Genomic DNA, 25,463 nt, shown 5'->3' on the forward strand with positions numbered 1-25,463 from the left:
TGTTATGCAACCCCCAATCTTTTTAATGCATACTGTTCTGTCGGATCTAGACGGATAATTTTAAATAAACCTGACATCTCAAACAATCGTTTTACAGCTGGAGAAATTGCACATACAACCATTTCACCATGCATTTGTTTAATTTGTTTGTATCTCCCCAAAATAACACCAAGTCCTGAGCTGTCCATAAATGATAATTGCTCCAAATTAAGTACAATATGGCGAATTTCATATTTTTCAATTGCTTTCGTTGCTTCGTCACGAAGCTTTTCTGCAGAGTGATGATCTAACTCTCCACTAAGGCGAACACATAAAACATCATGTCTCACTTCCATATCAATGTTAAGACTCACTATCTACAGCCTCCTTTGTCTGTCATTTAGTGAGTCAATTCTCTTTTTATCATGCGATTTCCTTCTTAAAGACAAAACAAGTGTCAAATCTCTATAAATAGTCAAATATTTGCTTGTTGTTCGACATTTATCATCCAGTTTACTTTATTCACCAGGTCTTGTGAACATTCCTAGAGAGCGCTTAAACAATTCCCACCAATTTGCCTTTTTTATTTCCTCTTTAGCAATGAGCGAACTCTCGAGCAGCACTTTTCCATCCTTTTTAAATGTGATCGTACCGACTTTATCGGTTTTTTTTATTGGTGCATTTACATGACCTTGCACCGAAATTTCTTCTTCTATGTTTTTAATGTCTTCCCCTTTTTTTGTTAATAATGAGATTGGTTCACTTGTAACAGCTTCTACCGTCTTCTTTTTCCCTTTACTAACAGATACTTTACCAACGGGGTGATTTCGTTTGTACATTGGGTGTGTTTTATACAAGCCAAAAGCATAATCAAGCATCTTTGTTATTTGTGCATTTCTATCTTTAGATGTAGGTGAACCAAAGACAACTGCGATCACGCGCATACCATCTCTCTCAGCAGTAGCATTTAAACAATATTTCGCTTCTTTTGTAAAACCTGTCTTTAGGCCATCTACTCCAGGATAAAATCTGACAAGTCGGTTTGTGTTAACTAACCAAAATTTATCATCGGTATCTTCACGTAAATACGATTCGTATGTACCAGTGAATTTAGTAATTTCTTCATATTTCAATAGCTCTTTTGCCATAATGGCCATATCTCGTGCTGAACTGTAATGTTTGTCAGCTGGAAGACCCGTTGAGTTTTGAAAAAAGGTGTTTTTCAACCCTAATTCTTTTGCTTTTTTATTCATCATTTCGGTAAACGCTTCCTCTGAACCTGCTAACCGCTCTGCCATTGCAACGGATGCATCATTACCAGAAGCAATTGCAATCCCTTGGAGCATTTCTTCTGTTGTCATTTCCTCTCCTGCCTCAAGAAAAATTTGCGATCCTCCCATTGACGCAGCACGTTCACTTGTACGGATTTTTTCATTCATCGATAGTTTACCTTCGTCAATTGCTTCCATTATTAATAACATGGTCATTATTTTTGTCATACTTGCCGGCGGAAGTTTTTCATCACTATTTTTTTCATATAACACAGTGCCCGTATCACGCTCAATTAAGATTGCGGACGTTGCATTTTCAACTAGCTGTGCTCCACTTCCTTTTTCTTCTGCAAAACTAACAGGAACGCCAATTAAAAAAATAATAAAGAATATAAGAAAAAATGTGATTATACGTTTCATTACTTACCCTCCCATCTTTATCTCAATTAGTAAAAACGCTAACTTGCTCCAATTAATGATGTATAACACTATTTATAAAATTCATTTTTTCCAAACTTATTTTTTTTATGCAAATAATCCCATTTATTTTTTTAAAGATTAGTTGAAACTCCATTTTGAAGGATCTATCTATGTTGCAATAAAATAAGGCGTTGAAGAATTTCATCCTCAACGCCTTCAAAATGTTTGTCAGTTCGTGCACTTTCACGTGTCTCGACTGAGTCTTTTAAAAGTTCTTTTTCATAATATCTTATTTATAAAATTTCCTCATAAATCAGTTTAGGTGATTTTACTTTATTAAGAGAAATTTTAATATTAGCATCTAATTGACTCTTTATTTCTGAGACATCTTCAAAATTGCTATAGATAGTAACTAAAGAGTCGCCTTTTGTTACGTAGTCACCAATTTTTTTATTTAAAACAAGACCAACAGCAAGGTCAATTATTGATTCTTTCGTTGCTCGTCCAGCTCCTAATAACATCGCCGCATGGCCAACAGCGTCTGCAACAATTTCTGATACATAACCTGATTGTTTTGCTTCGAGTTCAAATGTATACTTTGCTTGGGGAAGTTTTTTCACATGATCAACAACTGTTGCATCGCCGCCTTGTGAGCTTAAAAATATTTTCATCTTCTCAAGAGCACTTCCGCTGCTAATTGCATTTTCAAGCTTTTTTCGTGCTTCTTCTAATGAGCTCGCTTTTTGAGCAAGACAAACCATGTGACTGCCAAGTGTTAAACAGAGCTCGGTTAAATCAGCTGGCCCTTCTCCTCTTAACGTCTCTATCGCTTCCTTTACTTCAAGTGCATTTCCAATTGCGAAACCAAGTGGCTGGCTCATATCTGAAATAATCGCTATTGTTTTCCGACCAACATTGTTCCCGATCGACACCATCGCTTTAGCAAGCTCCCGTGCATCGTCGATACTTTTCATGAAAGCCCCATTGCCGGTTTTAACATCTAAAATGATTGCATCTGCACCAGCGGCAATTTTTTTACTCATAATTGAAGTTGCGATAAGTGGAATGCTGTTAACTGTACCGGTTACATCTCGCAACGCGTAAAGCTTTTTATCAGCAGGTGTTAAATTTCCACTTTGTCCAATTACAGCAACTTTATTTTGATTCACAAGTTTAATAAATTCGTTGTTTTGAACTTCTACATGGAAACCAGCAACCGATTCCAATTTATCAATTGTTCCGCCTGTGTGGCTTAAACCGCGACCAGACATTTTCGCTACTGGAACACCGACGGATGCAACTAAGGGACCTAGAACGAGCGTTGTTGTATCTCCAACTCCACCAGTAGAATGCTTATCAACCTTTATCCCGTTGATGTTAGATAAATCAATTTTATCCCCAGAATCGACCATCGCCATTGTTAAATCCGCTCTTTCAGTTTGAGACATTCCTTGAAAATAAATCGCCATTAATAGAGCGCTCATTTGGTAATCAGGGATCGAACCGTCTGTATATCCTTTAATTATAAATTGAATTTCAGCTGTTGTTAATTCAAGACCGTCACGCTTTTTCTCGATTAAGTCAACCATTCTCATCATTTATCACCACTTTATCATTTTATGTAAGCTCTCGATAAACTTTTTTATTTGGCGATCGCTTTGATTAGTTCTTTTACGTACATTAAAAAGTCAGCCTTCACCTTTTCTGTTGTCTCAATCACTTCTTTATGTGTTAACGGTTTGTCTAAAATTCCCGCTGCCATATTTGATATACAAGAAATCCCCAACACTTTCATGTTCGCATGGCGTGCCACAATAACTTCAGGAACTGTTGACATTCCAACAGCGTCTCCGCCTAAAGTCCGGATCATTCGAACTTCCGCTGGTGTTTCATATGAAGGACCAGTATTTCCGAAATATACCCCTTCTTTCACATTAAAGTTTAAAAGAGCTGCTGTTTCTTTTGCAATTTGTCGAAGTTCTTTACAATATGCTTCCGACATGTCTGGAAAACGAGGACCAAGCTTTTCATCATTTGCACCAATTAATGGATTTGATCCCATGTTATTAATATGATCAGAAATAAGCATTAAATCACCTGGGGTAAAGCTTTCATTGACCCCTCCTGCAGCATTCGTTACGAGAAGCTTTTCGACGCCAAGCTCTTTCATCACTCGGATTGGGAACGTTATTTTTTCAAAGCTGTAGCCTTCATAAAAGTGAAATCTTCCTTGCATTGCTGCAACGGTCACACCATTTATTTCACCAAATACGAGCTGTCCAGCATGACCTTGTACCGTTGATACTGGAAAACCGGGAATTTGATTATATGGAATTTTTGTATCACCTTTAATTTCCTCAGCTAATACACCAAGTCCTGACCCTAAGATCAAGCCGATTTTAGGTTTGTCTTTTATTTTTTCTTTAAGAAATAAAGCTGCTTCTTCAATTTTCACATTCATTTTTATCGCTCCTATTGCAGATCATTTAAAAAACTTTTCCCGTTTTTCGGCATTTTAACGTTGAAATTTTCCGCAATTGTTGCCCCAACATCAGCAAATGTTTCTCTTACTCGTAATTCTTTGCTATTATTCATTCTTTTAGAATACACTAATAATGGCACGAACTCTCGTGTATGATCTGTACCGTGATGAATAGGATCATTTCCATGATCAGCCGTAATGATGAGTAAATCGTCATCTTTTAATTTGGAGAGTATTTCTGGCAACCGAGCGTCAAACTCCTGCAATGCTTTTCCATAGCCAATTGGATCGCGGCGATGCCCAAACATTGCATCAAAATCAACTAGATTAACAAAGCTTAATCCGATGAAATCCATATCTATTGTTTCAATTAACTTATTTACTCCGTCCATGTTTGAAACTGTGCGCAATGATTTTGTTATCCCTTCACCATCATAGATATCAGCAATTTTTCCGATAGCGATCACGTCAAGACCTGAATCTTCTAATTCATTCATAACAGTTCTTTCAAACGGTTTTAACGCATAATCATGCCGATTTGCTGTCCGTTGAAATTCGCCTGGTTTCCCGATAAACGGTCTTGCAATTACTCGACCAACCTTATATTCATCTTTTAAGGTAAGTTCTCGGGCAATTTTACAAATTGTATAAAGTTCTTCTAATGGAACTACTTCTTCATGAGCGGCAATTTGCAGTACAGAATCAGCGGATGTATATACGATAATATGACCGGTTTCCATATGAACTTCTCCAAGTTCTTCGATAATGCCTGTTCCACTGGCTGCTTTATTTCCGATCACTTTTCTCCCGGTTCTAGCTTCTAACTCATGAATAAGTTCCTTCGGAAAACCGTTCGGGAATACTTTAAATGGTTTTTGTATATGTAGGCCCATAATTTCCCAATGCCCTGTCATCGTATCCTTACCTTCTGAAGACTCTTGCATTTTTGTGTAATACGAGAGTTTTTGTTCTTCTTTTTCAATCCCATTAATGGGGCGAATATTGCCTAAACCGAGCTTACCCATATTCGGCATGTGAAGACCGTTCATTTTTTCGGCAATGTGACCTAATGTATCCGCACCTTTATCGCCAAACTTTTCGGCATCAGGAGCTTCTCCGATTCCAACTGAATCCAATACTATTAAAAAGACGCGATTATATTTATATAAGCCCATCTATTCTCCTCCTCTTTTTACTGTAAGCGTTTTTAATTTCTTTTAGCCATATCGTTCCCTCACCTAGTAACCATATACTAAAGGAAATTTCACGTATGATGGTTATCATCATGATTGGCACTTCCAATGTCGGAAGTCTGACAACTATATTTTACTAAAGTTCTCCTAAAAAAAACAAGGAATAGCCGTTAAAATTTTTAACAGCTTTTCAACAATTCTATGAAAATAATATTTTTCTAGCTTTTTTCAAAAATACTCAGCTTTAAGCTCGCGGGTGAAATTTACTATACACGTCCTTTAAACGTACTTTCGTCACATGAGTATATATTTGTGTTGTCGAAATATCAGCATGGCCAAGCAACTCTTGAACAGACCTTAAATCAGCACCGTTTTCCAACAAATGAGTCGCAAAGGAATGACGAAGTGTATGCGGTGTCAGTTCTTTTTTTATTCCAGCCTCTTTTGAAATTCCTTTTAAAATTTTCCAAAAGCCTTGACGGGAAAGTCTTCTTCCATGATGATTTAAAAATAATGCTTCATCCCTGTATTTTTTTGAAACTAAACGCGGTCTTCCCGTTTGTAAATATTTTTGAAGAGATTCAGTCGCAGTTTGTCCTATTGGAATGATCCGTTCTTTATTCCCTTTACCGATACAGCGAACAAACCCCATTGTTAAATGAACATCCCCTATATTTAGACCGATTAACTCACTTACACGAATTCCAGTTGCATAAAGAAGTTCAAGCATTGCTTTATTTCGGATTCCAAAATGATCACGATTGTTCGGATGTTCGAGTAACATTTCTACTTCTTTAAAACTAAGTACTTTCGGCAATGTCCGCTCTAACTGCGGTGAATCTAAATGGACAGTTGGATCTTGATCGACTGCTTTTTCACGTAATAAAAACTGATGAAACGACCGGATTGATGCAACATGTCTAGCTAACGTCCTTGCTGACTTTCCTTGATCTTTCAACGACGATAAAAAATGAATAATTTGTATCCGTCTAACATCAGTTAAATTTGAAATGTTCTCTTCTTTAGTTATGTACTTTATATAATTTTTTAAATCACGTTCATATGCAACTATCGTATTTTTTGCTAAGCCTTTCTCAACAATTAAAAAATGAAGAAAGTCATGTAAAAGGTCTTCCATTGCATTACTCTCCTATTAAATAAAACAAAATAAGCCGATCAAATAATGAATAATTTATATCGCTTGTTTGAGAAGTCACTTTAATTGCTGATCCTTTCGGTTCATCATAACGACGATAACCTTCGTACTCTTCATTTATCCATATAATCCCATAATAAAATAAAATTGTGCACGCTGTAAAGAGAATAAATACTTTGATCGTTTTTAATGATAATTGAAGCCATTTTTTCATTCGCTTGTTCCCCCTAGAGCTCTTTCATTTTATTAAAATGTATGCCAAATAGGACAGCTTTTATACATGTTAGACTATGAGTATAAGGGGAAAATAAAAAAAGTCTGACATCAAACAAAGTTTAGCGGCTAAAACAATGAATTCGTCAGACATAATAAGCGCAAAATTTATTTCATTCTTTTTCTTGGCAACGATGGCAAATACCATGGAATGTTAATCGATGATCTTTAATCTTAAACTTCCAATCTCGTTCAACGATTACCTCTACGTCTTCAAGTAAATCTTCTTGAATTTCATCCACAGATCCACATTCGATACAAACTAAATGGTGATGAAAATGAACGGCTCCTTCCTGTCTTAAATCGTATCGGGAAACTCCGTCACCGAAGTTAATTTTATCAACAATTTTCAATTCCGTTAACAGTTCTAACGTTCGATAAACTGTAGCTAAACCAATCTCAGGCGATTTTTCTTTTACAAGGAGGTATACATCTTCCGCACTTAAATGATCCTCTTCATGTTCCAATAAAACACGAACAGTTGCCTCACGCTGCGGTGTTAACTTATAGCTTGAAGAATGCAATTGTTTTTTAATTCTTTCGATTCTGTTTTCCATTTAAAAGTCCCTCCCTCGCCACTATCATTTTTATTATAACAGAAGGAAGGACGGTTGCAAAATAAAATTATTATAAGAAAGAAACAATAATCTATATTATATAGTAAATATTATAATGAACCTACTGAACTAATAACAGACTTCATAAGAACAGGTGATAAGTAAGCTTCTATTCCTGCAGCAATTGAAAAAAACATGACTGCAATCACAAATGAAAAAAAATAGCGGACAAATAATGGAGCAACAGGCTGGTTGTATGTTTTCATAAATTGCTTGCGAATCATTTTAAGTGATAAAGTGATAGACAATGATGCAGTTACAATAAAGACTGGAACAATAATTAAATTTTGCGGCAATATAGATACAAAGGCGAGCCAAAATCCGCTCCAGCCCATTTGATTTACGAGAAAACCTACTGTAAAGCCAACAACCATTCCTTTGATAAATAATAAAATGAGAATAACAGGCAAACCGATGACTGAAACACCTAATATCCACATCAAACCAATAAATTTACTATTATGAAAGAGGCTTTGCAAAAGCAATTCTTTATTTGACGCTACTTCTCCATTAGAAACTTGTCCAAAAAATTGCGATAAATAATAAAACAAATCTTCTTTTTGGGTAAAATTTAAACTATTAACAACGACTGCTCCAAAAATGACCCCGATAGAAAAAAGGACAACTACAAATAAATAAATTGAGGAATGTTCTTGTATATGATCTGCAATAAGATTCTTGTATTTACGTTTCTTCATTTTATTTCCTCCCGCTGTTTCTGTTATTAAATTGTATGCTTGTCTAGTAAATCTATGACTTTCATTTTTAAATCTTCAAAAATAGAGTAGAGTTAATCGAAAATGAGGACCGTTTAGCAATTGTGCTCACGGAACTAATAAAAGATGAACAGAAGGAGAGTTTTACAGAAGGTTAAAAAGATTAAACGAAAAAAATCAATCTAACCAAAAAGAGTCGGAACAAAACCATTTTAATCAAAAATAAATCCGTACAATGAGGTATATATACCGCTCCAGAAATATACTTCGCTTTCCGCGGACAACGCCTCAACTTCCTCGGAAGCAAAAACCGCTTCCTGCGGGATTTTCAGCTGTTATTTTTCCCGCAGGAGTCTACGTATATTTTCTCCGCTGAATGAGCATATCGTTCGTTTTTAGAGTTGATTGTTTTAATTATGTCCCAGCCTCTCAAACTGTTTGACGAACGTACTCATGAATGACAATTTTATACGCTTCCGTCCTCGTACAATACGTCTTGATTGACAAGCGTTTTTCAGCCAGTCTAAGAGGGAATGGATGACAATAATTGAATGAAGCTTAGGATTTAATCCAATAGGACTTTTACTCATTTGAGATTTTTCCGTACTTTCCTCCGCCTCCAGCTTCAAGATGGAGGTTGCCTAACCGGGCATTAACAATGAAGTCAGCTATTTTTCTTGGGACAACTTTTCTTAACGCTTCATAAGGAACATGATGAAGCACTGCCATTTCTGTTCCAAAATGAGCAAGAAGCGTATCGAGCATTTTCGGTCCAAGCCCTGGAATAAATTCTAATGGGATTTGATGAATATATGGCGGTCTGTCTTGTAATAAAGAATGTGCTGTTGTTAATTCTTTTATCCGTTCAGAAACACCTTTTATGATTTTTGTGCTATTACAAGATGGACAAATTGCCTCATTATTTGTTAGTAATGTAAAGCATTTAGCACAAACTGTCCGATGATATTTTCCTAATAGTGGATCAAGCCCGAAATTGGCAGCAATCCTTCTGCCTCCTTTTTGCATTAATGCCTTTTTCAACTCAACAAACGTAGGTCTTTCCATTTCAATCATTTGATATTCCCGGGCAATTTTTCCAAGAGAATGTGCATCTGAGTTAGATAAAAAAGTATATTGACGAAGTTCAAGAAGATGATCAGCCATTTCTGTATTAGAACTAAGGCCAAGCTCAATTCCGTCAATAAGCTTAGGATCAAACACTTCAGTTAATGATTTACTTACCCCTCTTCCGTATAAACTTTTAAATGGAGTAAATACATGAGCTGGAATAAACAAACCTGAAAGTCCTTTTACTTTTCTTTGTAATTCTTTTCCTGTTATATACACTCTTTGCGAGCTTAAATGAATATTCTTCAAATAATTTGATAGCCATTGCGAAAAGCTTTTCATTTGAGCCAATGTTGGAAAAAAGCATAAAACATGAATGGGTCCTTTACAATGCTCATCATAAATTTCCAATTCTGACCCTGGAATGATTGTTACATCTCCATATATTATGCCTCCCTCCTCATGCTCAATGAGGGTCCCACTCTCAATTAAGTTCTCCATCTCAACAATCACTTCAGGTGAATGGCAATCAATAATTCCGATCATCTGCAAGCCTTTTCGGACTTTAGCGGTTTCAATAATATTTGAAAATGTTAATGTTTTGGCACCCGTTATTTTTACCGCTTTCCCAGTAAATGTTCTGCCGATATGAATGTGCAAATCTGCATAATAACGGTTCATTTTCCTTCCTTTTCCTCTATTAATTGTAAATATTGTACTGCGTAAGCTGTTTTCGCATCAAAAATTTTTTGTTCCTTTATATAATTAAGCGCCTCATCAAGGGTCAATTCTACAATGTTGACAAATTCATCTTCGTCAAGGGTAGCGGCATTTTCTTTTTTACTTAATCCTGTAGCAATATATAAATGAATGATTTCATCAGCAAATCCTGGGGATGTATAAAATGAGATTAGCCACTCCATGTTGCTACACTCATATCCAGTCTCTTCCTCAAGCTCTCTTGCAGCACATAAAGCTGGCTCCTCATCTTTTTCTAGCTTACCAGCCGGAATTTCAACGATTGTTCGTTCTAACGGCTTTCGAAATTGCTCTACCATGACAATTTTTTTATCATTTGTTATGGGTAAAATAGCAACAGCTCCAGGATGCTTAACAATTTCCCGTTTTGACATTTTTCCATTTGGAAGCTTCACTTCATCCACTTGAAGACTAATCACTTTACCTGTAAAAATTTCTTCAGATTTTATTGTTTTTTCTTCTAAATCATTCATTTTATTCAAACACTCCTGTTCGTCTAAATAAATCATTTACTTATTTTATCATATTAAAGGCCATCTTAAACAATATTGTCGTGAATCCTTTAGTCATACATGATACTCCGACGAAAATAAAACTTTAATTAGTAGAAATAAACCATTTTAGGAGGGGGATCGGATAAAATGATGATAAACTTAATATATCTACCAAAAACATCGGAAATATGAATAAGATAAATGAATAGAAAATAGGAGTGAAAATGATTGAAGAAACGTCGCTTAGGAAACTCAGATTTGTTTGTTAGCGAGCTTGGGCTTGGCTGTATGTCACTTAGGATGGATGAAGGAAAAAGTAGAACAATTATTGAAGCTGCGCTTGAAGAAGGCATCAATTATTTTGATACTGCTGATCTTTATGATTATGGGGAAAATGAACAGCTTGTCGGAAAAGCGTTAAAGCATGTGAGAGATAAAGTTATTATTGCCACAAAGGTCGGAAATAAGTGGACTGATAAGAAAAACGGTTGGAGCTGGGATCCATCGAAACAATACATAAAAGAGGCGGTAAAGAAAAGCTTGCGCCGTCTGAACACAGATTATCTTGATCTTTATCAATTACATGGCGGGACAATCGATGATCCAATGACAGAAACAATTGAAGCATTTGAAGAACTTAAAGAAGAAGGATATATCCGTTTTTACGGTATCTCATCAATTCGACCGAATGTTATTCGCAAATACGTAAAAAAATCATCAATCTCAGCTGTCATGATGCAATACAGTATACTTGACCGCCGTGCAGAAGAAGAAATATTGCCATTATTACAGAAAAACAATATTAGCGTCCTCTCAAGAGGAAGCCTTGCTAAAGGCCTGCTAACTGAAAGATTAATCGCTAAAGCTTCTCCTAATGTAAAAGAAAACGGTTATTTAAATTATTGTTACAACGAATTAACAGAGATTTTGCCAAAATTAAAAGAAGCATTATCATCCGAACGAACTTTTACAGAAGTCGCTTTACAGTATAATTTAGCAAATCCAACAGTCGCTTCTGTTATAGCTGGTGCAAGCTCAGCCGATCAAGTGAGAGAGAATGCCCGTGCAATTAAAGCGAAGCCGCTAACGGTTGAGGAAGTAGAGTGGATTAAAAACAATACAAAAGCAAATCGTTATGAACAGCATCGTTAAAAGCACTCCTGTTTGAGAGCATTCAACAACTCGAATGCTCTCGCTCTCTATTTTGTAATTGCTACTTAAATTCCCGCCAATCTAGGTTACTATCACTTAATAATTCTTCAAATGACTTATTTTTCTCACGCTGCTTTCGTTCACGACGCTTTCTTTCTTCCGCTAACTTCTCTTGCTGTTCTTCCTTTGCTTTCAATTCAAGTTGCTTTTCTTTCAATTGCTTCATTAAATCATCACTAATCATATCACTTAATGTTAAGTCATGATCTTTTTTTTGCTGAGAACGTTTTTTGTCCATAAAAATCCTCCCCATCCCCTTTTGAAAATGAATTTCTTCCATTTTAACATGACGAGCTTTATAACATAAATTTGTTTATTTGACTTAGGCGATAAAAAGAATCGGCTGATAAATCATCTAATGAAATATATGTATCCTACTAGCTTCACTTTTTTAAAATTGCCACTTTTTCTGATCCGCTTAATCCAAGAAGCAAAACATTCATCGAAAAAGGAAAACGTGGCATCACTAACTGCAAACCTCGTAAACGTGGCGGAAATCCAAACATAGAAGAATCAGCACGAACAGGTTTGTGTACTCGTTGCCAGAGACCAAACAAAGATCACTGTTTCCAAAGTTACTTGTATGGGGCGTATTGTGAAAACAAAAGTCAATACTTTAACTGGCTCAAAACTTTCTAAAAAAACGTGATTGTAACTAATGCTTGGGGAGCCTATAAAATCTATGGAAAAGAAAAAGATTTAGAGCATTATCGAATTAAATCAGATGATGGCAAACATATAATCAAGGGATTGTATCACATTCAAAATTTCAACGGTCTTCAATCACTTTTAAAACGTTGGATAGACCGCTTTAAAGGTTTGACTGCAAAATATCTTGATAATTTATATTGCTTCGTTCTTATTTGTCGATAGTCATAGTAACAAAAGCACTAAACAACATATTAAAGACCTTCTATTAACATCATTTATTTTGAAATGACGGATATATATGATAGCTTACGACTATCAAAATTCAACTTATAGTCCTCCTTCAACTAAAGGAGCAAAAGAGAAACTTTAATTTTTATAATTCGTATATAAGAATATAAAGATTATATATAAATGATGCTTTAACGGAATAATAAATGTTAAAATTCACATAAAATACAAATTAAAGGGATGTCAAATATGTCTACAGATATTATTACCATTGTAGCTATAGTTTCCATTGTTATTTGGATTGCGGTGTCCAAAGAACTTGTAAAATCTTCAAAAGAGAAGAACGGAAGGAAAATAATCACTTTAATGTCTGTTGGTTCCTTATCAACGCTAATACTGACCATTTCACTTTTTCAAAATATCCAATTCTAAAAATTATGGTATAAAGCAGGCTTAATGCATAGAGGAAAGTATGTAGGAATTTTTTAGGAATTTCCATATTTAGGTGCGTAAGTTGGACAAGAACGGAAAAAACAAATAATTCGATTTGTGCAAGAACAGCTAGGCAAAAGACGATTTAGTGCGATCAATACTTGATTTTGAATCACCCATTCGCTTTGGTCATTAAAACTTTTGATGTATTTAAAAAACAGCTCTATTGCCCAGTGCAGATAATAATATTTTAGTTTACTATCTTAATTGCTTCATCTCATCCAAATGACAGATGCCGAAATAGTAACTGCCGAACAAAAAAAAAAAAAAATATGTTTGATAGAGAAGGGTGATGTAAATGGGACAAATTAAAATTGATCCTGAGCGCATAGAGGAATGATATCAAACACTTTTCGAAGAGCGATTTCAAGCTGAATCGATGATCGGGACGCTCATTCAGTTTAAGCGAAATTTAGAAGAACAAGGATTTGAGCATACAAGCTTAGCAGGCATTCATCATTATGTCGATTCGCTCATTAACTTAATGGAAGTTTTAGCAAATAATATCGTCACACTCCAAGATAATGCTTCAGAAATGGCCACTCAATTTACGAACACAGACGCAGAATTAGCTGCAATGTATCACACATCAAGTTCAGACACAACAAGCTATCAAACTTACGAAACGAAACAAATGGAAGATCTATATGGGAAACTAGATTAGCAGGAGGTGACCCAGTGGGAAAACTAATCGTTCACACAGAAGAAATAGCAGCATATTTAAAAAAGATGTACAGGCATTATGAACAGCAAGCCGAAACCATCGAAAGTCAATTAGCAGTGCTCCGTGAAGCTTCTCATCTTCTTGCCCCAGAAGATCTCGCTGCGGTAGAATATGAGATGGACACGGTTAAGCAAAAAGGGAACGAATTTATCACCGAAAAAATGCCGTCCTTAGAGCAAACCCTTTCTACTGCAAAACCAATCGATCCTTATTTAGAAGCGATATCAAACATTAACGCATTTTTAAGTAAACATAACATTCCAGAATTTAATCAAATGATTCGCACCATTCAGCCTGTTAATCGAACAACACAAGTAAGCGAAGGAATAACGCTTAAGGGCTTTCTTCAAGGAACTGGGGAAGTGATTGGAGTAAACGATCTTTACCGAGCGTTTAATGGGAAAGATCCATTCACAGGGAAAAAACTTAGCTTTCCCGAATGGCTCGAGGCAGTTGGCTGGACTGTTTTAACAGTCGCACCACCTAGTTGGTTTATCAGAACCGGGAGAGCCGGAAAAGCGGCAAAAGGAATGTTAGCATTCCAAAACTCGACTCGAATTCAAGCAAGGAAAAAAAAACTAGCGCAAGTCAGTGAAATGTCAAAACTGTCTCTCCGGACAGTGAAGGATACGGGAAAGCAAATCACCCAAAAAGAGCTAGAAAGAATTCGCCAGTTCATCGATACATATTCCCCATTCATTGGAAACCGCCTCATGCCTGCATATGCGACAGGTGTGGTCGGAACGCGCGGAGTGAGATTAGCTGAAGAGCAAATTTATCGGATTAGCGGGGGCAAAGTGTCGGGAGGTGTGGGTGGAACTGGTAAGAAGACTAGTGGTGCTATGGCCGATGTTTCAGAAGAACTAACGCGGGCACAAAAAAGAAACGTTGAGGCTCTTAACAATGTCATAGCAAATAATTTAAAAGATCACGACTTCTCTGGCACATTAAGAGATTTACAAGGAAATCCCGTTCCAAAGCCTAGTGGTGGATTTTGGGATCATAAAACAGAGATGATTTAATCATATGACGCTCTTCAAGGGGTTAAAAAAGGTTTAGAAGGTTCTTTAAAAAATCCTAATTTAAATTCTGCAGTAAGAGAATTTTTGGAACCAGAACTTGCCAAAGCTAATTTTTATATTAATAAAATTGAAGAACTATTTAAACCGTTTGGAGGAATACGATGAAAACATTAAAAGAACTATATAATTTATCTTATGATGAATCAAATTTTGGTAGTGGATTAATAAAATGGTATAATTTCCTACTAGATAAAAAAATAGGGGAATTAACTGTAACAGATATATCCAAAATGATTAGACAAGATATTTTAAAAAATTTAGCACTAGAAAAATCTATAGATTTATTTATTCTTAATCCTTACGATGGAGAATATCAAGACGGTGAATTATTGAAGTTGATACTTTCGTCTGTTAATATAAATAAATTAAGTATAAACAAATTGAATATGCTAAATGATAAAGTTACAGAGCTAAAACAGTCGTACTTAGAATTTGACTGGGAAGACGAAGATATTAAACAAATGTATGGAAAAAATTTAGATGAACAAAAAGAAAAAATAAAAAAAGCTTATGACAGCTAGCAGTAACCTAATAAAAAAACAGTACTAACTTTGTATAATATATACTGAAATGACCCCAAAAAGTTAGACATATATTTTTAATTAAGCACCCTCTAAGGTCTGAACTCGTATTCTACTAGGCTCAGACCTTTTAACTTTACCTTTATCCTAATGGATATACTTGTCCAATTTTTGTTTAATATGCTCTACATTTTCAAATTTAGTTTAATTTAGTTTATATAAAGGAATTCTAATTTCATCATAAAAAAAAAGTTTTCAATCACTGCATTATCGTAACAGTTGTTGCCTTTGCGTGACATACTCTGTGTAATTCTTCTCTTTCATATGTATAAGCACGCCCTTGTAAAAATGAAAGACTCGCTTGATCAAGTTTCCACAGCGATTCAAACGAATCAGGGGAAAAGTGTCGAGGCATGGGATCAAAAGATCAATCGTTCCCAGGAAAAAATCGAAAAATACGAAACACAAATCAACGATCTTTTGTCATTATTCGAAAATTATGTGGCAGACACAACCGTTTACATTTCCCCGATTGCGAGAAACGCTATGATGCGTGTCGACCGTAATGATATTTGGATTAATCTCACTCAAATAGAAAGTGGCATCACTAGAAACGTGACGAAAGCATTAAACCAAAGCTACGAGACACCCTCTTCCATCTTAAGCTTGTTTGATGATCCAACCGAGGCTGAAAAGGAAGCAAGCAAGATAAATAGAAGAAATATGGAAAAGATTCAAGCGAATATTAAATCAACTAGAAACAAACTTCAAAACAAAATGGATGATCTGTGGGAACTATACGACATGAAAGTAAAAAAATTTGAAAATGTCGATGATGCGTACCATGATCGAGCAGCAAAAATGAAGGGGAAATATACGAACTTCTTTGAAGGAGTAGGAGATGTCGTCGAAAATATAACCCAGGGCGCCACCGATCTCATCAAGGGGCTGGCAAATGGAATCGTCGGGATGGTGACGGGATTGGTCACCGTTGTGGGAGATGCAGGTATAGTGATTCTATCAGGTGTTATTCCTGATGTAATCGAACCGCCTAAATTAAAAGAAAAGGCAGATCAAACGATTGATACACACACAGGCTGCGATACAATTTATCCAAGACCCTATTCGTACAGCGGAATCTGTCGCACAGGTCGTGACCGATTCGGTTGAACAAGAAGGGATCATGTATGCAACTGGTTCTGCCTTGCCGTCTCTCATTCCAAGCACCTTATTAAAAGGAGTAAAAGGTCTTTCTAGCGTAAAAAGTCCTGGAAAATCACCGAAAGTGAATAACAGTAAAACCTTACAGCAAAGAATTTATCCAAGAAAAGATCAACGCAGCGAAAGCAGAATTGGACAAGGTGAAAGTCCCTGTACTTTATCGAGAGCAACTGTCGACAGGCTATTCTTCTCTACCGATTGTTGGAATGGGAACGAAACCGCTCGGAGACATTCGTCCGCAAATGTTTTCGGTGAAGAGTGAAGGTTAGGGTAAGGATAAGGATGTTAATATCGGAAGTAACTCTTCAAAACTAGTTGGTAGAGAAGTTAACCTTGATTGGTTGGGGATAATTATAAGGCCATTGAACTTGAAGGTAGTGTTAAAGTTGGCGGAAAAGAGGTAGATGTTTCAAGACGTGTATATCAGAAAACTGATATACAGTGGAATTATAAGCCGATGCATCCAAAGGCAAAAGGTTTGTCAAATAGAGAACTAGCAGCAAAAGGACGTCCACCTTTTGTAGTCGATAAGAATGGAGTAGAGACACAGATTGAACTTCATCATTTACTTCAAAAAGAACCGGGTGATCTGGTAGAAATAGTTGCCACTACTCATGATGAGTACAAAAAGACTTTGCATGGTTTAATAAAAGATGGCGATAGTTTTAGAAATAGTGATATTTTAGATAAACAATACAATAATTTTAGAAAAAAATACTGGAAATGGCGTTTTAATAATTTAGATTGAGGTGATTGAGAAATGAATATGGAAATTTTAGGGATTATAAATCAATATACTGAAAAAGGAGATTTTTTTGGAGAAATATCAGATGAAAACATAGTTATAATAGAAAAAAATTAGGGTGTACTTTTCCACCACAATATAGAGAATTTGTTAAAAAGTTTGGTTCAGGAGGTATTTGTGGAGTTGAAGTATTGGGAGTGGAAGGAATGGAGTGTGCATCAGTAGTCGATAATACTGAAAGATATAGAAAATTAGGATTACCAGAGAATTATTTGGTTATTGAAAATGTAGATGAATTTGTTTATTGCATTAACACGAAAGATGATTACTATGTTATAAGATGGGATGATATTAGTAAGAAAGAAATAATTAGATACTCAACTTTTGATGAGTACTTAAAAGATAGCTTTCAAGAAGCAATTGACAATTGGGATTAGAAATTAAAAACAAAAAAGCACGTAAGCCAAATGAACGATAGAGAACTTATTGTTGAAGAAAGTAATATTATTAGTTGTGAATTTCTAGAAATAAGAACTGTTTTATAGTTTTCAGGCAGAGGCTATCTAATAAGCCGTTTTTGTATATTTTATGATTTTTAATCCAAATAAATATTTCAATTGGTTTCCGACCAATAACCATTAACTTTTACTTAAAAAGAAAGAAAGCTAATGACCGACTTACATATCCGGTTTTTAGCTTCCTTTTTTCAATGAAATAATATTAATATCAATTCATCAGACCGTATTTTACGTAACCAAAGCTAGCATTTCGTTAATATGCATCTAGCTTAACATCAGCGATAACCAACTCAGGTTCAGTTGAGGCAACGACTTCGTCAATTGTGTAGCCTTTTGCCACTTCTACAAGCTTTAGTCCTTCTTGAGTAACATCAATAACTGCACGCTCGGTAATAATTCGATGAACGACGCCTTTTCCTGTTAACGGAAGGCTGCATTCTTTTAATATTTTTGCCTCGCCACTTCTGTTCACATGCTCCATAATCACGATGATTTTTTGTGCACCATGAACTAAGTCCATAGCGCCACCCATTCCTTTAATCATTTTCCCAGGAATCATCCAGTTGGCTAAATCCCCGTTTTCTGATACTTCCATGCCACCAAGAATTGCGATATCAATATGACCGCCTCTGATCATCGCAAACGATTCAGCACTATGAAAGTATGCGGCGCCTGGAATTGCTGTAACAGTCTCCTTCCCAGCATTAATTAAATCTGGATCGACCTCATCTTCTTTCGGATATGGACCGATTCCGAGTAAACCGTTCTCCGACTGAAGGACAACTTGTTTATTTTCGGAGATGTAATTTGCTACAAGCGTTGGCATTCCAATACCGAGATTTACGTAATAACCGTCATGGATTTCCCTTTCAGCACGTCTTGCAATTTTTTCACGAACTGTTCCTTTAGCAGTCTTCAATCTTAACTCTCCCTTCATCCGTATTTAAATCTATTTTTGTACAGTTAACCGTTCAATTCGCTTTTGCTGATTTCCTTGAATAATTGTTTGAACGTAAACACTAGGTGTATGGATATAGTTAGGATCAAGCTCTCCAATTTCACATAACGTCTCTACTTCAGCAATGGTTACTTTTCCAGCAGCAGCAATCATAGGACTGAAGTTTTGGGCTGTTTTGTTATAAATGAGATTCCCCATTTTATCGCCTTTCCACGCTCTTACCAAGCTAAAATCAGCTGTATATGCTTCCTCTAATAAATATTCTTTTCCATTAAATATTCTAATTTCTTTCCCTTCAGCAATTGGCGTTCCGACTCCTGCCGGCGTATAGAACGCTGGAATCCCTGCACCGCCAGCACGAATTTTTTCAGCTAAAGTTCCTTGAGGAACGAGCTCTACTTCTAATTCACCCGATAATACTTGTCTTTCAAACTCTTTGTTTTCACCGACGTATGATCCGATCATTTTCTTAATTTGTCTGTTATTTAGAAGCAGACCGAGTCCCCATTCGTCGACGCCACAATTATTTGAAATAACTGTTAAGTCTTTAACCCCTTTATCAACTAAAGCTAATATTAAATTTTCTGGAATTCCGCAGAGTCCAAATCCTCCTACCATAATGGTCGCCCCATCATGAATATTTGCGACAGCTTCTTTAAAAGAAGTGCAAATTTTCTTCAAATTTCCTCGCCCCTCTCAGCTTGATTTCGATTTGGATGATATTAAAATGTAGTACGAATTCTACAAAATATTATTCATTTAATTCGACAACTGTCGCTACGCCTTGTCCGCCGCCAATACATAATGTTGCAAGACCTTTCTTCGCATCGCGGCGTTTCATTTCGTGAATTAATGTAACCAATATTCTCGCTCCGCTTGCGCCAATCGGATGACCTAGTGCAATCGCCCCTCCATTTACATTTAAAATCTCTTTATTAAACTTCAGCTCCCTGTCAACAGCGAGCGACTGAGCAGCAAAAGCTTCGTTTGCTTCAATTAACTCTAATTCTTCCATCGTCATCTTTGCTTTTTGCAATACTTTTTTTACAGCTCCGACTGGACCGATTCCCATAATACTAGGATCGACCCCAGCACTAGCATTTGCCTTTATCGTAACGAGCGGCTTGAGTCCAAGCTCTTCAGCTTTTGCCTTGCTCATTACTACAAGGGCAGCTGCACCATCGTTAATACCCGATGCATTCCCAGCAGTGACGCTTCCGTCTTTCTTAAAAGCTGGACGAAGTTTCGCTAGTTTTTCAATCGTTGTGCCTTTTTTCGGATATTCATCTGTATCAAAAACAATTGGGTCTCCTTTACGCTGCGGAATGACTACCGGGATAATTTCTTCTTTAAATTTTCCCCCTTCAATTGCTCTTGCCGCCTTTTCTTGACTTAATGCCGAAAACTCATCTTGTTCTTCGCGGCTAAGATGATATTGTTCACAAAGATTTTCCGCTGTTACTCCCATATGATAATCATTAAAGGCACACCATAATCCATCTGAAATCATGCTATCGATTAATTTTTGATCACCCATTTTAAAACCAGAACGTGCATTTTTTAGCACATAAGGTGCTTGGCTCATATTTTCCATTCCTCCAGCGACGACAATTTCAGCATCCCCTGCTAAAATTGCTTGTGTCGCAAGATGTACTGCCTTTAATCCTGAACCACATACTTTATTTATCGTCATTGCGGAAACGCTTTCAGGAATGCCCGCTTTTAAACTAGCTTGTCTTGCAGGATTTTGACCAAGTCCTGCCTGAAGCACATTTCCTAAAATGACTTCATCTACTAATTCAGGTTGAACACCTGCTTTTTTTAACGCTCCTTTAATTGCAACCGCTCCTAATTCAGGCGCAGAAATGTCTTTCAAGCTCCCGTTGAAACTACCAATTGCGGTTCTAACTGCACTTACAATAACTACTTCTGTTTGCCCCACTGTCTTTCATCCTTTCATGTCTCTTTTTCTTTATTACTATATAATTCGCACAAAATAAAAGAAATCCTCTAATTTTGTCAAATTTTCTATTATTCTTGCATTTTTTATAAAAAATTCCTTTATAAAATAAACTTATGAGAATAGGGGGGAGAAACATGTCATTACAATTACCGAAAAAAGTAACAATTATTGAAGTCGGTCCACGGGATGGGTTACAAAACGAAAAGAACTTTATTTCAACAGCTGTTAAAAAGGAATTTATTTTTGCTTTAAAAAAAGCGGGCATCAAGGAATTGGAGCTTACTTCTTTCGTTTCACCGAAATGGGTGCCGCAAATGATTGATGCGGCTGAAATTCTCTCCGACTGCCTCGATGAGCAAACGCGAAACATCGTTCTTACGCCAAATCAAAAAGGAATTGAGCGTGTTTCTATGACGGATTGTAAAGCTGTTGCCGTCTTTGTTGGTGTTAGTAATACATTTAATAAACATAATATTAACAAAACTACCACTGAGAGCATGAAAGAACTATTACCGATTATCTCTGGCTTAAAGAGCAAAGGATATTTTGTCAGAGCTTGTATTTCAACCGCATTTTATTGTCCTTATGAAGGAAAAATATTAGAGGAGGATACATTAGCTTTATGTCGTGAGTTTGTAGACGCTGAAGTTGACGAACTCAGTGTAGCTGATACAATCGGTATGGCTGTCCCTAGTGAAGCATTTTCCCTTTTTTCAAAGCTAAAACAAGCATTTCCTGGGGTTTTGTTAACTGCTCATTTTCATGATACTAGAAAATTAGCATTAACAAATGTATTCGCAGCTCTTCAAGCGGGGGTCGATCGATTTGATTCATCTGCTGGCGGTTTAGGCGGTTGTCCATTTGCACCGGGAGCAGCAGGTAATGTCGCGACAGAAGACGTTGTCTATATGCTTGAACGGATGGGCATTGATACAGGAATTGATTTAGAAAAGCTGATTGAAGCTGTTGAAATTGTAAAACCACATTTATCAAGATCAATTGAAAGCACTTATTATCAATTACAACATCATCCAAATTAATACATTAACTTTATAAATCATTATTTTTATATAGAAAAAGTATGAGTTGAAATATTAAATATGTGCTAGACAGCCCAGACTGTTGACAAACGCTCACACATTCTTCGTTATCAGCTTATGGACGTTTGACGCGGTTATTAATTCGTCTGAAGAATGTTCATTCAAATATCGACTTTGTCTCCAAGCTGTGCTGTCTGTTCAAGGTAGCTATTTCCTTTTTGAATTAAAATAAATATAAGATCTTTTACGGGGGGAACACCTTTGAAACGATTATTTGCCTTAATAGCCGCCCTATTTCTTTCTGTTATTACAGTTGGAATCTATTTTACTAATAGAGTGATGTATATTAAAAAGAAAGACGATTCTTTGATTATCAATAGGGAAAGAAACGCACGCCGCTTTATTCCCGGAGATTATCATGCTTTGCCAAAAAAAGAGATAACCATTCCCTCCTCATTTGGCTACTCGCTGAAAGCCGTTTTAATTGAGCCTTATGAAACAAACCGTTATGTTATTATTTGTCACGGCGTTACAGAAAATAAAATAAACTCAGTCAAATATATGAATCTTTTCATTGAACGGGGATTCAACTGCCTCATTTATGATCAACGTCGGCACGGGGAATCAGGTGGGAAAACAACAAGCTATGGCTATTATGAAAAATTCGATTTAAAATCAGTTGTTGATTGGTTAAAAGTCCACAAAGGAGATGATCTCATCCTTGGCATTCATGGTGAGTCAATGGGAGCTGTCACAATGTTGCTTTATGCTGGTGAACTAGAAGATGGAGCACACTTTTATATTGCCGACTGTCCCTTTTCTGACTTAAAGGAACAGCTTGCTTATCGATTAAAAACAGAAATGAAGCTTCCGCCAAAGTTATTTTTGCCAATTGCCAACGTATTTTTGCGCATACGTGACAACTATTCATTTCAGGCTGTCTCACCAATTTCAATTATTGATCAAATTAATAAGCCAGTTCTTTTTATTCATAGTAAAAAAGATGATTACATCTTGCCGTCTATGACAAAATCCCTATACGAGCGAAAAAAGGGGCCAAAAAAATTATTTTTTACGGTAAAAGGAGCACATGCCCAATCGTTTAACGAAAACCGTGAAGAGTATGAAAAAGCGATCGATCAATTTTTATTACAGTTTGTTTTTACTGATCATTCTAAAGGCAGTTATTCATTATAAATGAAACTGCCTTTAGAATGATCTATCAACTAGTTTTTTGTGTAGTCTTTAAAGCTCATTCTTCCGTTTAAAATTTGATTCGGACTTTTTAATTGAAAACAGTTTACCGCTTCAGAAAAATCTACTGTCATTTCTTCATCAAAATACATTTCTCTTGATTTCTCTACATATATCGGGATACTGTTCGTTCTTACTTCTATATCATCGTCGGATAGCTCGTTTACTAACGACAATACGGTTACACCGCTTATATCGCATTCACACCCATCTGTGTCATACTCGAGCTTTACATATCCTCTTTGTTCAACAGACTTCTCGGCTAATTTTTCAATTGCAGCTTTCGTTAAAGTAATTTCCACGAATAGTTCTTCCTTTCTTTTGTATATCATATAGTAAAGATTGTATTTTCAGAAAACTTCAATTACAATACATGTAATGTAGTTCAGACTGTTGCCAAACGTTCGCATTCTTCGTTGTAAGCTTATGAGCGACAAGTTCTATTCGGCTTACACCCCGAGAATATCACTTATTCTACAGGCTGTACAATACAATGTAATGTTGAAAGGATGGTATGCACATGTCAAAAGTACAAATTAAAGTAATGGATAACGGTTCGTTCCGTGTTACTGGCGATGTTGAATTAATTGATATGGAAGGAAACAAGTTTGAAACAAAGCAAACTTTTTCTCTCTGCCGCTGCGGAAAATCCGCTAAAATGCCTTTTTGCGACGGTACACATAAAACATTTTTTGAATCGTCCGTTCGCGCCAAGTAAAATATAGAGCGGTTATCCAACGGCGTAACCGCTCTTCTATCATCTCCTTAATTTTCATCAAATTTATTCATCCCGACAATGTAATCAAACTGTAATGACTGTTTATTTGCATACATATCGATCATTTTTAACTCTCTTTGCAACAGATCTACGGAATGTACTTTCCCTTTAAAAGATTTAATTTTTCCATTTTGATAATAAAAAAAGTGTACAAGATAATTCTCCGCCATTGCCTCATAAATTAATTGATCAAATTGTTCATATGTTTGCTCATCTAAAATCGGCTTCTCTACCTTTTCCAAGTTTACTGCTAACTCTCTTAATAACTTAACATGCTCAGGCAACATTAACGAAACCCATTTAATATTTCCCCGGTCGCGAAGCAAGTCCTCTCCCCCTTACATTTTATGGCCTCCAACAAGCTTTGTCCGCTCTCTTGTTGTTCCTCCGCTCGTATAAGAAACAGCGCGCAACAACGCTCCTGATCCGAAACGCTGACGAATTCCGTCAACTACATAGCCAAGCTTTCTCTTTTTCCAGCTATTCTGATCAAAAAGACTCAGCTGAAACATGTTATCATCTGCGATGTTAGCAAGGGAAATGGAAATTTGCCGTACTGTTTTTCCTTCATAATACTCATGAAAAATCTCAAGGCAAACACGATAAAGCTCCATCGTTACGTTTGTTGGTATTTCGATTGATTTTGAACGATGGAATCCTCCGCCAAATTCTTCGTAACTATAGCCAACACCTAAACTAATCGTCCTTCCGGCTTTTTTATGCATTCGAGCTCTCCTAGCAACTTCCTCGCACATTTCGAGAATGACGCTTTTAATTTCGCGTTCTTCTTTGTAATCACGAAGTAAAATTTGACTTTTTCCAAAGCTTATTTGCTCATTCAAAATCGGGGAACCAATCTCTGAAAGGTCTACTCCCCATGCATGATAATAAAGTTGATTTCCCATAATCCCAAATTTTTTCTCAAGTCTCGTTAAATCATAGCGAGCTAATTGACCAATTGTAAAGATTCCCATTCCATTTAACGTTTTTTCAATCCGCTTTCCAATCCCCCACATTTTTCGCAGTGGTGATACATTCCACAGCTTTTTTTGGACATCTTCATATGTCCACTCTGCTATCCCGATCTTTTTTGCCTCCAAATCAAGGCATAATTTTGCCATCAGCATATTTGGGCCAATCCCGATTGCACATGGAAGCTGGAGCTCTCTTTCAATATCTGCTTTTATTTTCCGGGCAATTGTCCATGCATCCCCCCATATTCTTTCTACACCATCTACTTTTATAAAACTTTCATCGACACTGTACGTATGAATCGCTTCTACTGGAACGTAACGATTAAAAATTTTCGTTATTTCCGTAGAAATTCGTAAATACATTGCCATTTGCGGTTCGACAACATGTATCCGCGGATCTTGAGGGATTTCAAACAAACGGGCACCAGTTTTTATCCCAAATTCCTTTTTCATTGGGGGTGAAGCTGCAAGAACAACGCTCCCTTTCCGTTCTATATCTCCAACGACAACTATATAACTTGTAAGCGGATCGAAGCCGAGCATAACAGCAGAACAACTCGCATAAAAGCTTTTCATATCAATACATAAAATTTGATTTTGAGGCATTTTGCTGTAATCAATCATGTTTTTTCGCCTCCACAAAAGAGAACGTTTGTTCCGTTATAGCATATTCA

The 25,463-nt window shown here is 36.3% G+C and carries 29 protein-coding genes and 4 pseudogenes; 13 read left to right on the plus strand and 20 right to left on the minus strand.

Annotated features, from left to right (window positions below):
• Positions 1-2 precede the first annotated feature (2 nt).
• From spoIIAA to K6959_RS10335, 11 genes are all read right to left on the minus strand, one after another.
• Positions 3-353, minus strand: a complete 351-nt coding sequence (spoIIAA, locus tag K6959_RS10285) for an anti-sigma F factor antagonist (protein WP_163241946.1) — start codon at positions 351-353, stop codon at positions 3-5.
• Between the two features lie 144 nt (positions 354-497).
• Entirely contained in the window at positions 498-1,670 is a 1,173-nt protein-coding gene (locus K6959_RS10290) for a D-alanyl-D-alanine carboxypeptidase family protein (RefSeq protein ID WP_223086446.1), read from the minus strand.
• A gap of 293 nt (positions 1,671-1,963) precedes the next feature.
• Positions 1,964-3,265, minus strand: coding sequence for a pyrimidine-nucleoside phosphorylase (locus K6959_RS10295; protein ID WP_163241995.1), 1,302 nt, complete (start codon positions 3,263-3,265; stop codon positions 1,964-1,966).
• 47 nt (positions 3,266-3,312) lie between these two features.
• On the minus strand, positions 3,313-4,131 hold the full coding sequence (locus tag K6959_RS10300) for a purine-nucleoside phosphorylase (RefSeq protein ID WP_163241944.1): 819 nt from the start codon (positions 4,129-4,131) through the stop codon (positions 3,313-3,315).
• 11 nt (positions 4,132-4,142) lie between these two features.
• Positions 4,143-5,327: a phosphopentomutase gene (gene deoB, locus K6959_RS10305; protein WP_223086448.1), complete on the minus strand. Its 1,185-nt coding sequence runs from the start codon at positions 5,325-5,327 to the stop codon at positions 4,143-4,145.
• Positions 5,328-5,589: 262 nt separating this feature from the next.
• A complete protein-coding gene (xerD, locus tag K6959_RS10310; protein WP_163241942.1) occupies positions 5,590-6,483 on the minus strand; it encodes a site-specific tyrosine recombinase XerD in 894 nt (297 codons plus the stop codon).
• Positions 6,484-6,487: 4 nt separating this feature from the next.
• Entirely contained in the window at positions 6,488-6,715 is a 228-nt protein-coding gene (locus K6959_RS10315) for a YqzK family protein (RefSeq protein WP_163241941.1), read from the minus strand.
• Positions 6,716-6,887: 172 nt separating this feature from the next.
• Entirely contained in the window at positions 6,888-7,331 is a 444-nt protein-coding gene (gene fur, locus K6959_RS10320; RefSeq protein ID WP_163241940.1) for a ferric iron uptake transcriptional regulator, read from the minus strand.
• Positions 7,332-7,441: 110 nt separating this feature from the next.
• Positions 7,442-8,089 (minus strand): stage II sporulation protein M, encoded by a 648-nt coding sequence (gene spoIIM, locus K6959_RS10325; RefSeq protein ID WP_223086450.1) that lies wholly within the window; start codon positions 8,087-8,089, stop codon positions 7,442-7,444.
• A gap of 600 nt (positions 8,090-8,689) precedes the next feature.
• On the minus strand, positions 8,690-9,856 hold the full coding sequence (locus K6959_RS10330; protein ID WP_163241938.1) for an endonuclease Q family protein: 1,167 nt from the start codon (positions 9,854-9,856) through the stop codon (positions 8,690-8,692).
• On the minus strand, positions 9,853-10,407 hold the full coding sequence (locus tag K6959_RS10335; protein WP_223086451.1) for an NUDIX hydrolase: 555 nt from the start codon (positions 10,405-10,407) through the stop codon (positions 9,853-9,855). The genes K6959_RS10330 and K6959_RS10335 overlap by 4 nt, the downstream gene beginning before the upstream one ends.
• Before the next feature lie 249 nt (positions 10,408-10,656).
• Between K6959_RS10335 and K6959_RS10340 the strand changes: the two genes are divergently transcribed.
• Complete coding sequence (locus K6959_RS10340; RefSeq protein ID WP_163241936.1) at positions 10,657-11,580, plus strand: aldo/keto reductase; 924 nt, start codon at positions 10,657-10,659, stop codon at positions 11,578-11,580.
• Positions 11,581-11,641: 61 nt separating this feature from the next.
• Here K6959_RS10340 and K6959_RS10345 read toward each other — a convergent pair whose 3' ends face one another.
• On the minus strand, positions 11,642-11,878 hold the full coding sequence (locus K6959_RS10345; protein WP_163241935.1) for a YqkE family protein: 237 nt from the start codon (positions 11,876-11,878) through the stop codon (positions 11,642-11,644).
• Positions 11,879-12,078: 200 nt separating this feature from the next.
• Between K6959_RS10345 and K6959_RS10350 the strand changes: the two are divergent.
• Both K6959_RS10350 and K6959_RS19155 read left to right on the plus strand, forming a co-directional pair.
• Positions 12,079-12,624 (plus strand): annotated as a pseudogene (locus K6959_RS10350) (IS1595 family transposase); the annotation flags it as partial.
• 144 nt (positions 12,625-12,768) lie between these two features.
• Complete coding sequence (locus K6959_RS19155) at positions 12,769-12,951, plus strand: hypothetical protein (protein WP_163241934.1); 183 nt, start codon at positions 12,769-12,771, stop codon at positions 12,949-12,951.
• A 109-nt stretch (positions 12,952-13,060) separates the two neighbouring features.
• Here the strand turns inward: K6959_RS19155 and K6959_RS20020 are convergent.
• Positions 13,061-13,196: pseudogene (locus K6959_RS20020) on the minus strand (IS4 family transposase); the annotation flags it as partial.
• A 194-nt stretch (positions 13,197-13,390) separates the two neighbouring features.
• On the opposite strand from K6959_RS20020, the gene K6959_RS10360 reads away from it, so the two are divergent.
• From K6959_RS10360 to K6959_RS10370, 3 genes are all read left to right on the plus strand, one after another.
• Positions 13,391-13,675 carry a hypothetical protein gene (locus tag K6959_RS10360; protein WP_163243214.1) on the plus strand — a complete coding sequence of 95 codons (285 nt, stop codon included), beginning with the start codon at positions 13,391-13,393 and terminating at the stop codon, positions 13,673-13,675.
• A 14-nt stretch (positions 13,676-13,689) separates the two neighbouring features.
• Positions 13,690-14,757 (plus strand): pre-toxin TG domain-containing protein, encoded by a 1,068-nt coding sequence (locus K6959_RS10365; protein WP_223086453.1) that lies wholly within the window; start codon positions 13,690-13,692, stop codon positions 14,755-14,757.
• A 161-nt stretch (positions 14,758-14,918) separates the two neighbouring features.
• Positions 14,919-15,338 (plus strand): contact-dependent growth inhibition system immunity protein, encoded by a 420-nt coding sequence (locus tag K6959_RS10370; RefSeq protein WP_223086455.1) that lies wholly within the window; start codon positions 14,919-14,921, stop codon positions 15,336-15,338.
• 92 nt (positions 15,339-15,430) lie between these two features.
• Here the strand turns inward: K6959_RS10370 and K6959_RS19160 are convergent.
• Positions 15,431-15,655, minus strand: a pseudogene (locus K6959_RS19160) (IS3 family transposase); the annotation flags it as partial.
• Positions 15,656-15,686: 31 nt separating this feature from the next.
• Here K6959_RS19160 and K6959_RS10375 point away from each other — a divergent pair.
• The 4 genes and pseudogenes from K6959_RS10375 to K6959_RS19635 form a co-directional block, all read left to right on the plus strand.
• Entirely contained in the window at positions 15,687-16,508 is an 822-nt protein-coding gene (locus K6959_RS10375; protein ID WP_223086456.1) for a hypothetical protein, read from the plus strand.
• 182 nt (positions 16,509-16,690) lie between these two features.
• Positions 16,691-16,828: a hypothetical protein gene (locus tag K6959_RS10380; protein ID WP_163242917.1), complete on the plus strand. Its 138-nt coding sequence runs from the start codon at positions 16,691-16,693 to the stop codon at positions 16,826-16,828.
• A 68-nt stretch (positions 16,829-16,896) separates the two neighbouring features.
• On the plus strand, positions 16,897-17,307 hold the full coding sequence (locus K6959_RS10385; protein WP_218944016.1) for an HNH/ENDO VII family nuclease: 411 nt from the start codon (positions 16,897-16,899) through the stop codon (positions 17,305-17,307).
• A gap of 164 nt (positions 17,308-17,471) precedes the next feature.
• Positions 17,472-17,741: pseudogene (locus K6959_RS19635) on the plus strand (SMI1/KNR4 family protein); the annotation flags it as partial.
• Between the two features lie 334 nt (positions 17,742-18,075).
• Here the strand turns inward: K6959_RS19635 and K6959_RS10395 are convergent.
• From K6959_RS10395 to K6959_RS10405, 3 genes are all read right to left on the minus strand, one after another.
• Positions 18,076-18,741 (minus strand): CoA transferase subunit B, encoded by a 666-nt coding sequence (locus K6959_RS10395; RefSeq protein WP_246234839.1) that lies wholly within the window; start codon positions 18,739-18,741, stop codon positions 18,076-18,078.
• A 30-nt stretch (positions 18,742-18,771) separates the two neighbouring features.
• Positions 18,772-19,461 carry a CoA transferase subunit A gene (locus K6959_RS10400; protein ID WP_163242919.1) on the minus strand — a complete coding sequence of 230 codons (690 nt, stop codon included), beginning with the start codon at positions 19,459-19,461 and terminating at the stop codon, positions 18,772-18,774.
• Between the two features lie 70 nt (positions 19,462-19,531).
• On the minus strand, positions 19,532-20,722 hold the full coding sequence (locus tag K6959_RS10405) for an acetyl-CoA C-acetyltransferase (protein WP_163242920.1): 1,191 nt from the start codon (positions 20,720-20,722) through the stop codon (positions 19,532-19,534).
• Positions 20,723-20,877: 155 nt separating this feature from the next.
• On the opposite strand from K6959_RS10405, the gene K6959_RS10410 reads away from it, so the two are divergent.
• A complete protein-coding gene (locus tag K6959_RS10410; RefSeq protein ID WP_223086458.1) occupies positions 20,878-21,783 on the plus strand; it encodes a hydroxymethylglutaryl-CoA lyase in 906 nt (301 codons plus the stop codon).
• Positions 21,784-22,044: 261 nt separating this feature from the next.
• Positions 22,045-22,980, plus strand: coding sequence for an alpha/beta hydrolase (locus K6959_RS10415; protein ID WP_246234841.1), 936 nt, complete (start codon positions 22,045-22,047; stop codon positions 22,978-22,980).
• A 29-nt stretch (positions 22,981-23,009) separates the two neighbouring features.
• Here the strand turns inward: K6959_RS10415 and K6959_RS10420 are convergent, their stop codons facing one another.
• The gene (locus K6959_RS10420; protein ID WP_163242922.1) at positions 23,010-23,339 is read right to left on the minus strand and encodes an iron-sulfur cluster biosynthesis family protein; all 330 of its coding nucleotides are present in this window, start codon (positions 23,337-23,339) and stop codon (positions 23,010-23,012) included.
• 218 nt (positions 23,340-23,557) lie between these two features.
• On the opposite strand from K6959_RS10420, the gene K6959_RS10425 reads away from it, so the two are divergent.
• The gene (locus tag K6959_RS10425) at positions 23,558-23,755 is read left to right on the plus strand and encodes a CDGSH iron-sulfur domain-containing protein (protein ID WP_163242923.1); all 198 of its coding nucleotides are present in this window, start codon (positions 23,558-23,560) and stop codon (positions 23,753-23,755) included.
• 47 nt (positions 23,756-23,802) lie between these two features.
• Here the strand turns inward: K6959_RS10425 and K6959_RS10430 are convergent, their stop codons facing one another.
• Both K6959_RS10430 and K6959_RS10435 read right to left on the minus strand, forming a co-directional pair.
• Positions 23,803-24,141, minus strand: a complete 339-nt coding sequence (locus tag K6959_RS10430; RefSeq protein WP_163242924.1) for a YolD-like family protein — start codon at positions 24,139-24,141, stop codon at positions 23,803-23,805.
• 12 nt (positions 24,142-24,153) lie between these two features.
• Positions 24,154-25,413 (minus strand): Y-family DNA polymerase, encoded by a 1,260-nt coding sequence (locus tag K6959_RS10435; RefSeq protein WP_163242925.1) that lies wholly within the window; start codon positions 25,411-25,413, stop codon positions 24,154-24,156.
• Between the last annotated feature and the right edge of the window lie 50 nt (positions 25,414-25,463).

Source organism: Bacillus aquiflavi (genome assembly GCF_019915265.1).
Taxonomy (GTDB): Bacteria; Bacillota; Bacilli; order Bacillales; family Cytobacillaceae; genus Bacillus_BT; species Bacillus_BT aquiflavi.

What these genes read in the sequence shown, in the direction of transcription:
- K6959_RS10290 (WP_223086446.1), bottom strand. Translation starts at nt 1,670, where the DNA reads ATGAAACGTATAATCACATTTTTTCTTATATTCTTTATTATTTTTTTA.
- K6959_RS10295 (WP_163241995.1), bottom strand. Translation starts at nt 3,265, where the DNA reads ATGAGAATGGTTGACTTAATCGAGAAAAAGCGTGACGGTCTTGAATTA.
- K6959_RS10300 (WP_163241944.1), bottom strand. Translation starts at nt 4,131, where the DNA reads ATGAATGTGAAAATTGAAGAAGCAGCTTTATTTCTTAAAGAAAAAATA.
- deoB (WP_223086448.1), bottom strand. Translation starts at nt 5,327, where the DNA reads ATGGGCTTATATAAATATAATCGCGTCTTTTTAATAGTATTGGATTCA.
- xerD (WP_163241942.1), bottom strand. Translation starts at nt 6,483, where the DNA reads ATGGAAGACCTTTTACATGACTTTCTTCATTTTTTAATTGTTGAGAAA.
- K6959_RS10315 (WP_163241941.1), bottom strand. Translation starts at nt 6,715, where the DNA reads ATGAAAAAATGGCTTCAATTATCATTAAAAACGATCAAAGTATTTATT.
- fur (WP_163241940.1), bottom strand. Translation starts at nt 7,331, where the DNA reads ATGGAAAACAGAATCGAAAGAATTAAAAAACAATTGCATTCTTCAAGC.
- spoIIM (WP_223086450.1), bottom strand. Translation starts at nt 8,089, where the DNA reads ATGAAGAAACGTAAATACAAGAATCTTATTGCAGATCATATACAAGAA.
- K6959_RS10330 (WP_163241938.1), bottom strand. Translation starts at nt 9,856, where the DNA reads ATGAACCGTTATTATGCAGATTTGCACATTCATATCGGCAGAACATTT.
- K6959_RS10335 (WP_223086451.1), bottom strand. Translation starts at nt 10,407, where the DNA reads ATGAATGATTTAGAAGAAAAAACAATAAAATCTGAAGAAATTTTTACA.
- K6959_RS10345 (WP_163241935.1), bottom strand. Translation starts at nt 11,878, where the DNA reads ATGGACAAAAAACGTTCTCAGCAAAAAAAAGATCATGACTTAACATTA.
- K6959_RS19155 (WP_163241934.1), top strand. Translation starts at nt 12,769, where the DNA reads ATGTCTACAGATATTATTACCATTGTAGCTATAGTTTCCATTGTTATT.
- K6959_RS10360 (WP_163243214.1), top strand. Translation starts at nt 13,391, where the DNA reads ATGATCGGGACGCTCATTCAGTTTAAGCGAAATTTAGAAGAACAAGGA.
- K6959_RS10370 (WP_223086455.1), top strand. Translation starts at nt 14,919, where the DNA reads ATGAAAACATTAAAAGAACTATATAATTTATCTTATGATGAATCAAAT.
- K6959_RS10375 (WP_223086456.1), top strand. Translation starts at nt 15,687, where the DNA reads ATGAAAGACTCGCTTGATCAAGTTTCCACAGCGATTCAAACGAATCAG.
- K6959_RS10410 (WP_223086458.1), top strand. Translation starts at nt 20,878, where the DNA reads ATGTCATTACAATTACCGAAAAAAGTAACAATTATTGAAGTCGGTCCA.
- K6959_RS10425 (WP_163242923.1), top strand. Translation starts at nt 23,558, where the DNA reads ATGTCAAAAGTACAAATTAAAGTAATGGATAACGGTTCGTTCCGTGTT.
- K6959_RS10435 (WP_163242925.1), bottom strand. Translation starts at nt 25,413, where the DNA reads ATGATTGATTACAGCAAAATGCCTCAAAATCAAATTTTATGTATTGAT.